This is a genomic window from Streptomyces sp. Y7 (assembly GCF_043195415.1).
In the GTDB taxonomy this organism is placed as follows: domain Bacteria; phylum Actinomycetota; class Actinomycetes; order Streptomycetales; family Streptomycetaceae; genus Streptomyces.
On record NZ_JBIDDQ010000006.1, the window covers coordinates 244,681 to 258,646 of the forward strand.

A 13,966-nucleotide genomic window follows, 5' to 3' on the forward strand; every position below is an offset into this window, starting at 1 on the left:
GCTTTGCATGTAATGGGTCTTGCACAGCCCTTTCGTCAATGGGTACCTGTCGGACGACCGGCCGCATGCCCATGCGTCCCCGCCCGCTTTGCACACCTTCATCCAGTCCCTCAGCGCAGGATCGTCTTCGACACATCATCCGATCAACGAGCGCATCGAACGCAGGTCACGACGGGGCACACGGATACGACGCCCTGAGTGCGTCCGTGGCGGACACGGCAAAGGGGCGCTTTCCTCCGGAGGAGAGCGCCCCTTTGCTGGATCCCACTACTTGTTCAGGTACGCCCAGAACTCGTCGAAGGACAGGAGCTTGTCGCCGTTGAGGTCGCGGCTCTTGATGATCGCCTCGGCGACGGCCTCGGTGACGTTCCAGTCGCCGCCCTGCGCCAGGGCGGACTTGAACTCGGCGGCGGTGATGGTGCCGTCACCGTCCGCATCGATGCGCTCGAACTGCTTGCGTGCTTCCTCGATGTCGATGTGCGCCACCGGTCCGCCCCTTTACTCGCGTCTACTCGCGTCTGTCGTGTTTGTGCTGGCCTGCTGCCGCAGGTCACATTAGCCGCGGTCAGATTAACCGCCCACGCGCGCCTTCAGTGCGGCGACCACCCAGGCGAACTCCGCGCGGTACGCCGACTCGGGCCCGCGGCCCTTCACGACGGACAGCAACTCGCGGTAGCGGGCGACCTCGTCGCTCACGCTCGACGTCAGGCGTTCCAGCACCATGGCCGGATCGGCGTCTCCGATCAGGTCCCGCAGGATCCGCTCGGCCTCGGGCGACTCGGGCTCGACGCCCCGCCCGAGCGCCTCGGTGGCCAGGAGAACCAGCTTCCGTGAGAACCACATCGACGCCCCGGCGGGCGTCTCCGGCCCGCGCCCGGCCGCGTTGAACTCGGCCACCTTGCGCATCCGCGCCCGGAACCGCGGATCCTGGATCAGTTCGGCCAGCTCCACCCAGGCGTCCACCTGCTCGGACGTCGGGTCGTCCGGCAGGTCCACGGCCATCTCCCGCATCCGGTCGCGGACCACGGGGTCCGCCGTGTCCAGCCCATGGAACATCTCGTCCACGAACTCCTCCAGGACCCGCCGCCGCTCGGCGGCCGACAGTCGCGCCAGTCGATTCATCAAGGTCATCTCCTCGGTGGTCGAACCGCGTCGCGCCACGGTCGACAGCACCGCACGGGTCACCTTCAGGGAGCTGATCTGGGCGTCCAGGGCGGCGACATGCGTGGCCGCCACCGACGCCACGTCCTTCTCGCCGCTGACCACCTTCCGTACGTCGTTCAGGCCCAGCCCCAGTTCGCGCAGGGTGCGGATCAGCTCCAGGCGGGCGACGGACTCGGCGTCGTAGAGGCGATAGCCCCCGGAGGAGCGGGTGACCGGGTGCAGGACGCCCTCGTCGGACCAGTAGCGGATGGTCCGTACGGTCAGTCCGGTGGTCCGGGCCAGTTCGCCGATGGTGAAGAGGCCGGTGTCGTCGTGCGGGGGGTCTGGGGGGTGTCCCCCCGGATGGCGCAGCATGTCTGCGAGTGTGGGCCTTCCAGTGGGTGGAGGCTCAAGGAGCGGGACGGGAGACGGGGGCTGTGGTGGAAACCCTGCGGGAGATGCTCGACTCGGTGGCGCGGGGCGTCTTCCCGCCCGCGGACGGCCGTACGACGGTCCTCCCCCAGCCCTCTTCTCGCGACGCGGGCGTCCTCGCGTTCACCGCGCACTCCGTCGTCCTCATCGACGAGGACCCGGCGTGGGTGTACGACACCCTGCGCGAGGTGGACTGCGACGCGCTGGCAGCGCCGATGAACCCGCGCTTCCTGGCGGCCCTGATGGAGCGGACGGGGCGGGCGGCGGAGACCGTCGACGCGGTCCTGGTCGCGGCCCCGCTGCCGGGCGGGCCGCCCCTCGCGCTGCGGGAGATCGAGGACGCCGGTCACTCCCGCGTCGGCTATGCCCGACGGCGACGGGACGACGTGCGCGCGTGGGCGGCCGACGGCGGGGTGCTGGTGACGGGGCGCGGGGTCGCCGGGCGGCTGGAGGTGTCGGTAGAGGTGGACGAGGGGGTACGGCACCGGGGGCTGGGGCGCCTGCTGGTGACCGCGGCCCGGCATCTCGTCACGGAACCGCTGTGGGCGCAGGTCACGCCGGGGAACGCCCGCAGTGCGCGGACGTTCCAGGCGGCGGGCTATCGGCTGGTGGGTGCGGAGTTGCTGCTGCACACCCGGTAGGCGATGCCGGTCGGTGCGGGGCGGGCGTCCAACCGGCCGTGGGCTAGCGGAAGATGCCGGTGTGGCCGAGGGAGTAGCGCCCCGGCTGCGGGTACACGGCGAGGCCGTGCGGGCCCTCGCCCACCTGGATCCGGGCGAGTTCGGCACCGGTGCGGGTGTCGAGGGCGTACACCTCGGAGTCGTAGCGGCCGGACAGCCACAGCACCTTGCCGTCGGCGGAGACGCCGCCCATGTCGGGGCTGCCGCCCTCGGGGAGGTGCCATTTCCTGGTGAGCTCGTTCCGGGTGAAGTCGAAGACGGAGACGGTGCCTTCGCCGCGGTTGGAGACGTACATCTCGCGGGAGTCGCGGCTGACGTAGAGGCCGTGGGTGCCCTTGCCGGTGGGCAGCAGCGTGGGGGTGGAGAACGTGTCGCCGTCGAGCACCCACATGCCGTCGGCCATCATGTCGGCGATGTAGAACCGTCTGCCGTCCGGGGAGACCTTGACGTCCTGTGGCATGGCGCCGTCGAAGGGGAGTTTCTGCTGCCCGACGACCTTCATCTTCTCGGTGTCGACCTTCAGCAGTTCGCCGCTGAACTCGCAGGAGACGATGAAGTAGCGGCCGTCGAGGGAGAAGTCGGCGTGGTTGACGCCGTAGCAGGTGACCGGTTCGGTCTTGATCCGCTTCATGGTGTGGGGGTCGCGGAAGACGAGTTCGCGGTCGAGGGAGGCCATGACGACGGCGTACTTGCCGTTGGGTGTGAAGTAGAGGTTGTAGGGGTCGTGGACCTCCACCTCCTCGCCCGCCTTGCCGGTCTTCGGGTCGATGGGGGTGAGGGTGTGGCCGCGGTTGTTGTTGACCCAGAGGGTTTTCAGGTCCCAGGACGGGACGACGTGCTGGGGCTGGCGGCCGACGGGGATGGTCTCGATGACCTCGTACGTCTTCGGGTCGATGACGGAGACCGTGTCGGACTCGCTGTTGGGGACGTAGACGCGGGACGGGAAGTCCTTGACGACCGGGGAGAGCTTGTTCGGGCGGTCGGCGGCGTAGACGTCCTCGGGGTCGAGGACGGGCGGCATGCCGGGAAGGCCCTTGACGGTCTCCTCCTTCAGCGGGGCGGGGACGGCGGCCCGGGTGCCGTGGGGTGTCTCGGTGCGGTCCTCGCCCTCGGGTGAGTCGGTGCCGCAGGCGGCGAGCGCGAGGAGGGCCAGGCAGGCGAGGAGGGTGCGGTGGGTGTGGGTCATCGGCAGTTCTTCCGGTGCGGCGGGGCGAGGTGGGGACGCCGCACTATTTAATGAGGATTACGCCGGAAACCATGCGATTTACCCGATTGGCCCGATCACGGGTCGCCGTGACCTGACTGGGGGTCATATCGCCGGGGAGGCCCGCCCGCTAGCGGTCCGCCACCCTCATCTCGAACCAGGTCGTCTTGCCGCGCGGCAGCAGGTCCACGCCCCAGCGGTCGGCGAGCTTGTCGACGAGGAACAGACCCCGGCCGCTGATGTCCATCTCCTGAACGGGCATCAGACAGGGCAGGCCGCGGGACGGGTCTCGGACCTCGATACGGATCCAGCCCCGGCGGCGGCGCATCCGCAGACCGAAGACACGGGCGCCGGTGTGGCGGACGGCGTTGCCGACGAGTTCCGAGACGAGCAGGACCGCGTCCTCGGTCATCTTCGGGGTGAGGCCCCACTGGCGGAGAACCACCACTTGCGCGAGCCGGCGCGCCGTCGCGGCGGACTCCGGGCGGGAGGGGAGCGGAACCTCCGCCTCCGTAGGATTACCGAACAGTTCCAGCGCCTTTGAGGCAGCTTCGTCCTCGACCGCCGGCGACCAGCGTGCAGCAGTCACACGGCCGTTTCCCCGCGGGTGTTCGACACCCTCCAGCCCCGCCATGCCCCCATCATGGCCGCCCGCGGGGCCCTCCGGGGCCGTTCCGGAGGAATACACCCCCCGGAAGCGTTCATTCCGCACCGGTCGAACGGCATATGACAGTGGCAGTTCGGAGCTCTCCACAGCCCGTCCGACCTGCGACGAAGGGTCTGCTGGAGGCAATCGACGGGCTCCCTCGACAAGACACGCTTAAGGTTGCCTTAAGGCTGCCATAAACCGCCCCATCGAGGGACCCGGATCAGACACCCCGTCAATTGCAAGCCCTTCGGGCGAGTTTCAGGGGTGATGTTCCACGCCCGGGTGAGCGGCCGTCAGAGGAACTTGGCCTTGCCCGGGCCCTCCTCCACGAAGCTCCGCATGCCCCGCTCCCGGTCCTCCGTGGCGAACAGTCCGGCGAACCAGCCACGCTCCACGGCGAGGCCCGTCTCGATGTCCGTCTCCAGACCCGTGTCGATCGACTCCTTCGCCGCGCGCAGCGCGATCGCCGGGCCCTGCGCCAGCCTCGCGGCCCAGGCGTGCGCCTCGGTGTAGACCTGGTCGGGGGCGACGACACGGTCCACGAGGCCCAACTCCCGTGCCTCGTCGGCCTTGACCATACGGCCCGTGAAGATCAGGTCCTTCGCCTTGGAGGGGCCGATCAGCCGGGCCAGCCGCTGGGTGCCGCCGGCGCCCGGGATCAGGCCGAGCAGGATCTCCGGCTGGCCCAGCTTGGCGTTGTCGGCGGCGATGCGGAAGTCCGCGCACAGCGCCAACTCGCAGCCGCCGCCGAGCGCGTAGCCGGTCACGGCAGCCACCACCGGCTTCGGGATGCGGGCCACCGCGGTGAACGACTCCTGGAGGCCGCGGGCCCGCAGGACCATCGCCGTGTGGTCCATGGCCTGCATCTCCTTGATGTCCGCGCCCGCCGCGAACACCTTCTCCCCGCCGTAGATCACCACGGCCCGCACGTCGTCACGCCGGGTCGCCTCCTCGGCGAGCTCCTTGAGCCGGTCCTGGGTGGCGACGTCCAGCGCGTTCATGGGCGGGCGGTCGAGGCGGAGGGTACCGACACCTTCGGCGACTTCGAGATTCACGGTCATGCGAGCAGGTTAACGGGGACTAACGGCACGGTCCGGCGTGCGGTCGGTCACACACGGCCGGGGGTCTGGGGGTCGCCCCCAGACAGACACAGCACCGCGACCAACGGCACGGTCCGGCGTGCGGTCGGTCACACACGGCCGGGGGTCTGGGGGTCGCCCCCAGGCAGACACAGCACGGGGACCAACGGCACGGACCGGCGTGCGGTCGGTCACACACGGCCGGGGGTCTGGGGGTCGCCCCCAGGCAGACACAGCACCGCGACCAACGGAGGCGGCCCCGGTGCCGTACCTCACATGAGGCCGTGCACCGGGGCCGCGCGCCCGTGGGGAGGCCGTTACGCCTTCCACTTGTCCCAGGACATGTTCCAGCCGTTGAGGCCGTTCTCCGGCGCCACCGTGGCGTCGGCGGAGTTCTTCACGACCACCACGTCCCCGACCATTGAGTGGTTGAAGAACCAGGCGGCCGGGGTGCTCTTGTCCCACGCGCCCTTGACGTCGCGCAGGCCGATGCAGCCGTGGCTGGCGTTGTAGTTGCCGAAGGCGCCGCCGCCCCAGTAGTTGCCGTGGATGAAGGTGCCCGAGTCGGTCAGGCGGGTGGCGTGCGGGACGTCCTCGATGTCGTACTCGCCGTCGTAGCCGACCGTGTCGCCGTTCATCCGGGTCTCGACGAACTTCTCGGTCATGACCATCTGGCCGTTCCAGGTGTCGTACCCGGGCTTGCCGGTGGTGACGGGGATCGTCTTGACGACCTTGCCGTCCTGGGTGACCTTCATCTTCTTGGTCTTCACGTCGACGACCGAGACCTGGTTGCGGCCGATGGTGAAGGTGACCTTCTTGTCCTGCTCGCCGTAGACGCCGGGGCGGCCCTCGACGCCGTCGAGGTTGAGCTCGACGGTGACCTTCGTGCCGGACTTCCAGTACTTCTCGGGACGGAAGTCGAGGCGGTCGTTGCCGAACCAGTGGCCCGCGACCTCGACGGCCGGTTCGGTCTTGACGGTGATCGCCTTCTCCACGGCCTCGGGGCTGGTGATGCCCCGGTCGAAGCGCAGGGAGAACGGCATTCCGACGCCGACCTTCGAGCCGTCCTCCGGGGTGAACCGGCCCAGGAAGGTGTTCTTCGGCGTCAGGGTGGTGAAGTCGGCCTCCTTGGCGGCCTCCAGGCCGTCGGCGTCCTTGGCGACCGCGTGCACCGTGTACTTCGTGGCGGCGGCGAGGTGCGTGGACGGAGTCCACGTGCCGCCGTCGCCGGATATCTTCCCGTCTATCGCGTTGCCCTTGGCGTCCTTGACCTCGACGTCCGTGAGCTTGCCCTCGGCCGCGGTCACCTTCAGGGCTCCGCTGGTGTCGACGGACTTGGCGCCGTCGCCCGGCGCTATGGTCACGACAGCCCGGGACTTCTTGGACTCCGCCGTGCTGGAGTCCCCGCCCTTGCCGTCGCCGGCACCCGAGTCCGATCCGCCGCCCCCGCCGCACGCGGTGACGGCGACCAGCAGGACGCCGGCCAGTGCCGCAAGACCGGTGCGTCCGCGCCCTCCGCGCCCGTCAACCGACGCCCCCGATATCGGCCGCACGTTCAAGTCGTTCTCCCCTCCCCGGGCCTGGTCAGGCCCGCACCCCCGCGCGTCAGCCGCGCGCATCGGCGCATATTAACCACATGGCCGGTCGCGTCGGCGCTCCGCGTTTGTCACCGTTCCGTTCCAACATCGCCGGGCGGCCGACCGGTCGAGCGGCCCGGCGCAACTCACCCCCCTGTCCGATTACTTCACCGCACTCCCTGCCTTCCACTCCTTCCAGCCCATATTCCATCCTCCGAGGCCATTGTCGGGAGCGACCTTTTTGTCATTGCTGCGGACGACCTCGACGACGTCCCCGACCAGGCTGCGGTCGAAGAACCAGCCCGCGGGCGTCTCGGATCCGCCGCCCTTGACGTCCCTGAGGCCCACGCACCCGTGGCTGACGTTGCTGTGCCCGAAGATGGACGAGTCCGCCCAGTAGTTGCCGTGCAGGAAGGTGCCGGAGTCGGTCAGGCGCATGGCGTGGGGGACGTCGGGGATGTCGTACTCGCCCTTGCCGTTCTTCTTCTTGAAGCCGACCGTGGCGCCGTTCATGCGGGTGAGTTCGAACATCTCGGTGACCACCATCTTGCCGTTGTAGGTGGTCATCTTCGGGGCGCCGGCCGTGATGGGGACGGTGGCGAGCAGTGCGCCGTCGCGGCGGACCTCCATGGTGTGCTCGGCGGCGTCGACGAGGGAGACCTGATTGCGGCCGACGGTGAAGGAGAAGGTCTTGTGCTGGAGCCCGTACACCCCGGGCGCTCCCTCGACGTCCCGCAGCTTCAGGGCGACGGTGACCCGGGTGCCGGGCCGCCAGTAGTCCCGGGGGCGGAAGTCGAGGCGGGACTTGCCGAACCAGTGCGGGCGGATGTCCACGGCCGGCTCGGCGGTGACCTCGACGGCGCGTTCGACGGCCGCCCGGTTCTCGATCTCGCGGTTGAACTCCAGGGACACGATCATTCCGGTGCCGACGGTGGCGCGGTTCTCCGGGGCGACGTACCCGATGAACCGCTCGTCGGGGACGTACGTGGTGAAGGTCGTGTGCCGTGCGCTGCGGCGCCCGTGGCCGTCGAGGGCCACCGCGTCGATGGAGTACTCGGCGGCGAGCGCGAGCCGGGGGTCCTCGGGCTCCCAGCGCAGGCCGTCCTTGGAGATGTGCCCGGGCACCGGGGTCTCCTGGGCGTCCTGCGACTTGACGACCTTCACCGACTCCAGGCGTCCGCTGGGCACGCGGACGAGCAGTCTCTCGTCGGGGCGCGCGCCCTTGGAGCCGTCGTCGGGGGTGACCCGGATGACGTCCTCGGGCGCCGGTGCCTTGCCCAGCATCTGGTCCATGCCGCCGCCCGTGGTGCATCCGGCGGCCCCGGCCAGCAGCCCTGCCCATGTCAGTACGGCGGCCAATGCGGCCCCCGCGCGCCGCGCGCGCCCTTGTACGTGCCTCACGAAGACCCCAACGACCGGGGCGGCCCTTGGGAAACGTGAGTGCGAGCCACGCTGTGGGCAGAACATGTGGGAGGACGACGCGACGGGGAGCCGCGGTCAGGGACGACCGCGTGCTCTCCTTCCACGTCGTGTGGTCCGTGAGCCGTGGGAGGCCACAGGTGTCGAGCGCAGCCGAGCAGGAGGCGGTGGCCGGGGCGGTCGCCGCTGAGGAGGGGCGCCCGGCCGCCGTCGTGAACGGCGCCCGGCTCAAGGCCCCCGGGGTGCCCGTGTGGCCGGGCACTCCCGTGCCGCTGGGCGCCCGTTTCCGGGTCGGCCCGGACGGGGTGGCGGGCACCAACTTCGCGTTGTGGGCGGGCGGGGCGGAGGCGGTGGAGCTGTGTCTGTTCGACGAGCAGGGCCGGGAGACGCGGGCCCGGCTGAGCGAGCTGACGCACGAGATCTGGCACGGCTTCGTACCGGGGGTGATGCCCGGTCAGCGCTACGGCTACCGGGTGCACGGCCGCTGGGACCCGTGGACCGGCAGCCGCTGGAACCCGGCGAAGCTGCTCCTGGACCCGTACGCCCGGGCGGTGGACGGCGACTTCAGTCTGCCGCCGGAGGTGTACGGGCACGTCCGCGACTGGCCCCAGCAGCATGTCGCGGACACCGTGCGCGACGAGCGGGACTCGGCGCCGTACGTCCCGAAGGGGGTCGTCGTCCACGATGACGACGACTGGGCGGACGACCGCCGGCCGAAGACGCCGTGGGCCGACTCGGTGATCTACGAGCTGCATGTGCGGGGGTTCACGCAGCTGCACCCGGAGATCCCGCGGGAACTGCGGGGGACGTACGCCGGTCTCGCGCATCCGGCGGCGATCGAGCACCTGGTGAGGCTGGGCGTGACGGCGGTGGAACTGCTGCCGGTGCACCAGTTCGCGCACGAGGACCATCTGCTGCGCAAGGGACTGCGCAACTACTGGGGCTACAACTCCATCGGCTACTTCGCCCCGCACGCCGCCTACGCCGCCGCCGGTACCACGGGTGAGCAGGTCGGCGAGTTCAAGCGGATGGTCCGCGCGCTGCACGCCGCCGGCATCGAGGTCATCCTCGACGTGGTCTACAACCACACGGCGGAGGCGGGCGAGCTGGGGCCGACGCTGTCGCTGAAGGGCATCGACAACCGGGGCTACTACCGGTTGCAGTCGGACGCGCGCCGGTACGCGGACTACACCGGCTGCGGCAACACCCTCCACGTCGTCCAGCCGCACGTCCTGCGGCTCATCACCGACTCGCTGCGCTACTGGGTGACCGAGATGGGCGTGGACGGCTTCCGCTTCGACCTGGCCGCCGCGCTGGCCCGCTCCATGCACGACGTCGACATGCTCTCGCCGTTCCTCGCCGTCATCGCGCAGGATCCGGTGCTGCGGCGGGTGAAGCTGATCGCCGAGCCGTGGGACGTCGGCTCGGGCGGCTATCAGGTGGGGGCGTTCCCGTCGCTGTGGACCGAGTGGAACGACCGCTACCGCAACGCCGTACGGGACTTCTGGCGGGGCGCGCTGCCGGACGTACGGGATCTGGGGTACCGCCTGTCGGGGTCGAGCGACCTGTACGCGTGGGGCGGGCGCCGGCCGTACGCCTCGGTGAACTTCGTGACCGCGCACGACGGGTTCACGCTGCGGGACCTGGTGTCCTACGAGCGCAAGCACAACGAGGCGAACGGCGAGGGCAACCGGGACGGCTCGAACGACAACCGGGCCTGGAACTGCGGGTCCGAGGGCGAGACGGACGACGAGCGGGTACGGGCGCTCCGGCGGCGGCAGCTGCGGAACCTGCTGACCACGCTGCTGCTGTCGACGGGCGTGCCGATGCTGGTCGCGGGCGACGAGATGGGGCGCACGCAGCGCGGCAACAACAACGCCTACTGCCAGGACAACGAGATCAGCTGGCTGGACTGGAGCCTGCTCCAGGACCCCGGCTGGAAGGCCCTGTCCGAGCTGACCGCCCGGCTGATCGAGCTGCGGCACCGGCACCCGGTGCTGCGCCGCCGGGCGTTCTTCTCCGGGCGGGCGCACTCGGCGGACGGGCTGCGGGACCTGGCCTGGTTCACCCCGCGGGGCTCGGAGATGACGGAACGGGACTGGTACGCGCCCGCCGCCACGCTGGGCATGTATCTGTCGGGGCGGGACATCCCGGGCCGGGACGAGCGCGGGGCGCCGATCGTCGACGACAGTTTCCTCGCCGTCCTGCACGCCGGGGACCGGCCGGCGAGTTTCGTCCTGCCGGGGCCGCCGTGGGCCGAACGCTACGAGGTCGTCGTCGACACCTCACGGGAGGCGCAGGGCGAGGCGCCGGGCGAGCAGCACGGGGCGGGATCGGCGATCACGGTTCCGGGGCGGACGGTGCTGCTGCTGCGGGCCGTTCCGGGCGCCGTCCCGGTTCGTTGAGGGGGCGTTGCAAGGTCGTGAACTCCGCGGCGGATTCCTGGCCATGAGGCCGGTGCGCTGATCGACTGAGCCGCATGCCCGAGATATCCCGCCGTGCCTTCGGTGGTCTCGTCGGCGGTGGCGCCGTGACCACCGTCGCCGGTACGTCCACCGCCGCAGCGGCCCCCGCCGAGCGTCCCTCCGAACGGCCCTTCGAGGCCCGCCCCGGCTCCTCCGGCAGGCGGCCCAACTTCCTCGTCGTCCTCGGCGACGACCTCGGCTGGGCCGATCTGTCCTGCTACGGCGCCCCGCACATCAGGACCCCCCACCTGGACCGGCTGGCCCGGCAGGGCGTGCGGTTCACCGACGCGTACTCCGGCTCGGCGACCTGCTCGCCGACGCGGTTCAGCCTGTACACGGGGCGGTATCCGGGCCGTACGCGGGGCGGGCTCGCCGAGCCCGTCGGCAACCGGACCCAGGGCCTCGACCCGAACCACCCCACCCTCGCCTCCCTGCTGAAGAAGGCGGGCTACGACACCGCGCTGATCGGCAAGTGGCACTGCGGCTGGCTGCCCGATTTCAGCCCCACCAGGTCGGGCTGGGACGAGTTCTTCGGCAACTTCGGCGGCGTGCTGGAGTACTTCTCCAAGCTCGGCCAGCTGGGCGAGTACGACCTGTACGAGGGGGACGCCGAGTACAAGGACCTGCGGTACTACACGACCGTGGTGACCGAGCGGGCCGTGGAGTACGTCGGCCGGAAGCACGACAGGCCCTGGCTCCTCAACCTCAACTTCACCACCCCGCACTGGCCGTGGCTCGCGGAGGGCGACGCGGAGACCGGAGCCGGGATCGCCGCGAGGATCCGCTCCGCGACGTCCCAGGGAGAGGTCGTCGCCGCGCTCAACCACTACGACGGCGGCTCCGTCGAGAAGTACACGGAGATGGTGCAGAGCCTGGACGCGGCCGTCGGCGAGGTGCTCGACGCGCTGCGCCGCTCCGGTCAGGAGGAGAACACCCTGGTGCTGTTCGCCAGCGACAACGGCGGCGAGCGCTACTCCTACAACTGGCCCCTCAGCGGCGAGAAGTTCGTGCTCCTGGAGGGCGGCATCCGGGTCCCGGCGATCGTGCGCTGGCCGGCCCGCGTCGACGGCCGGCAGGTCAGTCACGAGCCCCACTTCTCCCCGGACTGGACGGCGACCCTGCTGGAGCTCGGCGGCGCCCGCCCCGACCCGGCGTACCCGCTGGACGGGACCAGTCTCGCCGGGTATCTGCTGCGCGGCGAGGCCCTTCCGGAGCGGGATCTGTTCTGGCGGGTGCGGGCCAACCGGGCCCTGCGGCGCGGCGACTGGAAGTACTACCGCGACGCGGACGGCGTGGACCATCTCTACGACCTCGGCGCCGACCTGCGGGAGCAGGCGGACCGTGCTCGGGACGAGCCGGAGCTGCTGGCGGAACTCAGGGCGTCCTGGGAGAGGACCGCTTCCGGGCTGCTCCCGTACCCGGCCTAGCCCAGGATCCGTCGCTCGTACGCCGTCGCGACCGCCGCCGCGCGGTCGTTGACGCCGAGTTTGGCGTACAGGTGGGTGAGGTGGGTCTTCACGGTCGCCTCGCTGATGAAGAGTTCGCGGGCGATCTCGCGGTTGGAGGTGCCTTTGGCGACCAGGGCGAGGACCTCCCGTTCGCGGGCGGAGAGCGGCTCGTTGCCGGGGGCTCTCGGGGTGCGTACGGCGGAGACGAGGCGGGAGGCGACGGCCGGGGAGAGGACGGTGCGGCCGTCGGCGGCGGCCCGGACCGCGGTGAACAGTTCGTCGCGCGGGGCGTCCTTCAGGAGGTAGCCCGTCGCGCCCGCCTCGATGGCGGGCAGTGTGTCGGAGTCGGTGTCGTACGTGGTGAGCACGAGGACCTTGGCGCGGGCTCCGGTGCGGGTGAGGTGGGCGATGGCCGCGACCCCGCCGCCGCCCGGCATGCGCAGGTCCATCAGGATCACGTCGGGGTCGAGGGCGGCGGCACGCTCCAGGGCCTCCTCGCCGCTCGCCGCCTCGCCGAGCACGACGAAGCCCGGCGCGGACTCGAACATGCCGCGCAGACCGTCCCGTACGACGGGGTGGTCGTCGACGATCAGCAGGGAGATGGACGAGGCGTCGCTACTCATGGCGCACCAACGGTACGCGAGCCGACAGGGCGGTGCCGCGCCCCGGCTCGGACTCCACGGCGAGGCAGCCGGCCATGCGTTCGGCGCGGGCACGCATGCCGGGCAGGCCGAAGCCGCCGGTGCGGCTGCGCTCGGGCAGGGCGAGCGGGTCGAAGCCCGCGCCGTCGTCGCGGATGTCGAGGATGACCTCGTCGCCGAGGAAGGACAGGGTGACGCCGACGCGGGTGGCGCGGGCGTGCCGGGCGGCGTTGGACAGGGCTTCCTGGGCGATCCTCAGCAGGGTCGCGGAGACCTCGTCGTGGAGCTGTTCCGCGGTGCCGGTGACGGTGAAGTCGGCCCGTACGCCGGTGCGTTCGGACCATTGCGCGACGGTGCTCTTCAGGGCCTGCGGCAGCCCGTCGTTCTCCAGGGCCACGGGTGCGAGGTTGTGCACCGAGCGGCGGGCCTCGCCGAGGCTGTCGCGGGCGAGGGCGGCGGCGCGGTCGAGGTGGGAGCGCGCGGTGGGCAGGTCGGGGGCGTTCGCGACGACCTGGAGCTGGGCGATGATGCCGGTCAGCCCCTGGGCGATGGTGTCGTGGATCTCGGCGGCGAGCCTGCGGCGCTCGTCGGCGACGCCGGCCTCGCGGGCCTGGACGAGAAGCTGGGCGTGCAGGGCGGCGTTCTCCTCGAGGGCCTGGTGCAGGGCCGTGTTGGTGCGTTCGAGCTCGGCGATGGTCTCGGCGCGGGCGCGGGAGCGTTCCTCCTGCTGGCTGGTGAGATGACCGACGACCGTGAGGATGACGTTGTTCACCACCAGGAGCCCCGCGAACACCGCCCACTGCGCCGGCTCGTGGAACGGCAGTCCGCCGGCCTGCGAGCCCGAGACGGCGATCGAGCAGGCGAACGGGCCGAGCAGACGCAGCCGCCGGTGCGCGATGAGCTCGTCGGCGTCGAAGTAGCCGGTGACGGCGTAGAACGCGAAGAACGGGTTCAGCCAGGTCAGCACGAAGCCCAGGGCCCAGCGCAGCGTGTAGTAGACGGTGCCGGCGGTGGAGGGGCCCGGGCGGGTGCGGCTCGCCCGGCCCCACCACAGCTGGAGCGCGAATCCGGCGCCGACCAGGACCGCGACGGCGGTCCGCTCCGCCTGGCCGGGCGTCAGTTCGGCGGTGGCGACCGAGAGCAGGGTGGCGACCGCGAGCAGCCCGTAGGGCCCCTTGCTGCGGATGAGTTCCCAGCGCCGCTCGATGTCTGCGTCCGCCGCGGTCATG

The 13,966-nt window shown here is 70.9% G+C and carries 12 protein-coding genes; 3 read left to right on the forward strand and 9 right to left on the reverse strand.

Annotated features, from left to right (window positions below; all coding sequences use genetic code 11):
- Nucleotides 1-267: 267 nt before the first annotated feature.
- Together ACGFW6_RS18555 and ACGFW6_RS18560 are read right to left on the reverse strand one after the other, a co-directional pair.
- Nucleotides 268-486 carry an EF-hand domain-containing protein gene (locus ACGFW6_RS18555; protein ID WP_393510438.1) on the reverse strand — a complete coding sequence of 73 codons (219 nt, stop codon included), beginning with the start codon at nucleotides 484-486 and terminating at the stop codon, nucleotides 268-270.
- 84 nt (nucleotides 487-570) lie between these two features.
- Nucleotides 571-1,518, reverse strand: a complete 948-nt coding sequence (locus tag ACGFW6_RS18560; protein WP_393510441.1) for a MerR family transcriptional regulator — start codon at nucleotides 1,516-1,518, stop codon at nucleotides 571-573.
- A gap of 65 nt (nucleotides 1,519-1,583) precedes the next feature.
- Here ACGFW6_RS18560 and ACGFW6_RS18565 point away from each other — a divergent pair, with 65 nt between their 5' ends.
- On the forward strand, nucleotides 1,584-2,216 hold the full coding sequence (locus tag ACGFW6_RS18565) for a GNAT family N-acetyltransferase (protein WP_393510856.1): 633 nt from the start codon (nucleotides 1,584-1,586) through the stop codon (nucleotides 2,214-2,216).
- Nucleotides 2,217-2,259: 43 nt separating this feature from the next.
- Here the strand turns inward: ACGFW6_RS18565 and ACGFW6_RS18570 are convergent, their stop codons facing one another.
- The 5 genes from ACGFW6_RS18570 to ACGFW6_RS18590 form a co-directional block, all read right to left on the reverse strand.
- A complete protein-coding gene (locus ACGFW6_RS18570; RefSeq protein ID WP_393510443.1) occupies nucleotides 2,260-3,441 on the reverse strand; it encodes a YncE family protein in 1,182 nt (393 codons plus the stop codon).
- 148 nt (nucleotides 3,442-3,589) lie between these two features.
- On the reverse strand, nucleotides 3,590-4,093 hold the full coding sequence (locus ACGFW6_RS18575; protein ID WP_380855243.1) for an ATP-binding protein: 504 nt from the start codon (nucleotides 4,091-4,093) through the stop codon (nucleotides 3,590-3,592).
- Nucleotides 4,094-4,401: 308 nt separating this feature from the next.
- Nucleotides 4,402-5,169, reverse strand: coding sequence for an enoyl-CoA hydratase/isomerase family protein (locus tag ACGFW6_RS18580; protein WP_393510446.1), 768 nt, complete (start codon nucleotides 5,167-5,169; stop codon nucleotides 4,402-4,404).
- 335 nt (nucleotides 5,170-5,504) lie between these two features.
- The gene (locus ACGFW6_RS18585) at nucleotides 5,505-6,746 is read right to left on the reverse strand and encodes an Ig-like domain-containing protein (protein ID WP_393510449.1); all 1,242 of its coding nucleotides are present in this window, start codon (nucleotides 6,744-6,746) and stop codon (nucleotides 5,505-5,507) included.
- Between the two features lie 180 nt (nucleotides 6,747-6,926).
- Nucleotides 6,927-8,165, reverse strand: coding sequence for an Ig-like domain-containing protein (locus tag ACGFW6_RS18590; RefSeq protein WP_393510452.1), 1,239 nt, complete (start codon nucleotides 8,163-8,165; stop codon nucleotides 6,927-6,929).
- Between the two features lie 158 nt (nucleotides 8,166-8,323).
- Here ACGFW6_RS18590 and glgX point away from each other — a divergent pair, with 158 nt between their 5' ends.
- Both glgX and ACGFW6_RS18600 read left to right on the forward strand, forming a co-directional pair.
- The gene (glgX, locus tag ACGFW6_RS18595) at nucleotides 8,324-10,588 is read left to right on the forward strand and encodes a glycogen debranching protein GlgX (RefSeq protein ID WP_393510455.1); all 2,265 of its coding nucleotides are present in this window, start codon (nucleotides 8,324-8,326) and stop codon (nucleotides 10,586-10,588) included.
- A gap of 74 nt (nucleotides 10,589-10,662) precedes the next feature.
- Complete coding sequence (locus ACGFW6_RS18600; protein WP_393510458.1) at nucleotides 10,663-12,075, forward strand: sulfatase; 1,413 nt, start codon at nucleotides 10,663-10,665, stop codon at nucleotides 12,073-12,075.
- On the opposite strand, the gene ACGFW6_RS18605 is transcribed toward ACGFW6_RS18600, so the two are convergent.
- Nucleotides 12,072-12,719 (reverse strand): response regulator, encoded by a 648-nt coding sequence (locus ACGFW6_RS18605; RefSeq protein ID WP_393510461.1) that lies wholly within the window; start codon nucleotides 12,717-12,719, stop codon nucleotides 12,072-12,074. The two genes, ACGFW6_RS18600 and ACGFW6_RS18605, sit on opposite strands and share 4 nt — an antisense overlap.
- Complete coding sequence (locus ACGFW6_RS18610) at nucleotides 12,712-13,965, reverse strand: sensor histidine kinase (RefSeq protein ID WP_393510464.1); 1,254 nt, start codon at nucleotides 13,963-13,965, stop codon at nucleotides 12,712-12,714. The genes ACGFW6_RS18605 and ACGFW6_RS18610 overlap by 8 nt, the downstream gene beginning before the upstream one ends.
- Nucleotide 13,966: the final 1 nt, after the last annotated feature.

Coding starts and splice junctions, on each gene's coding strand:
- ACGFW6_RS18560 (WP_393510441.1), bottom strand. CDS start 1,518: ATGCTGCGCCATCCGGGGGGACACCCCCCAGACCCCCCGCACGACGAC.
- ACGFW6_RS18570 (WP_393510443.1), bottom strand. CDS start 3,441: ATGACCCACACCCACCGCACCCTCCTCGCCTGCCTGGCCCTCCTCGCG.
- ACGFW6_RS18575 (WP_380855243.1), bottom strand. CDS start 4,093: ATGGCGGGGCTGGAGGGTGTCGAACACCCGCGGGGAAACGGCCGTGTG.
- ACGFW6_RS18580 (WP_393510446.1), bottom strand. CDS start 5,169: ATGACCGTGAATCTCGAAGTCGCCGAAGGTGTCGGTACCCTCCGCCTC.
- ACGFW6_RS18600 (WP_393510458.1), top strand. CDS start 10,663: ATGCCCGAGATATCCCGCCGTGCCTTCGGTGGTCTCGTCGGCGGTGGC.
- ACGFW6_RS18605 (WP_393510461.1), bottom strand. CDS start 12,719: ATGAGTAGCGACGCCTCGTCCATCTCCCTGCTGATCGTCGACGACCAC.
- ACGFW6_RS18610 (WP_393510464.1), bottom strand. CDS start 13,965: ATGACCGCGGCGGACGCAGACATCGAGCGGCGCTGGGAACTCATCCGC.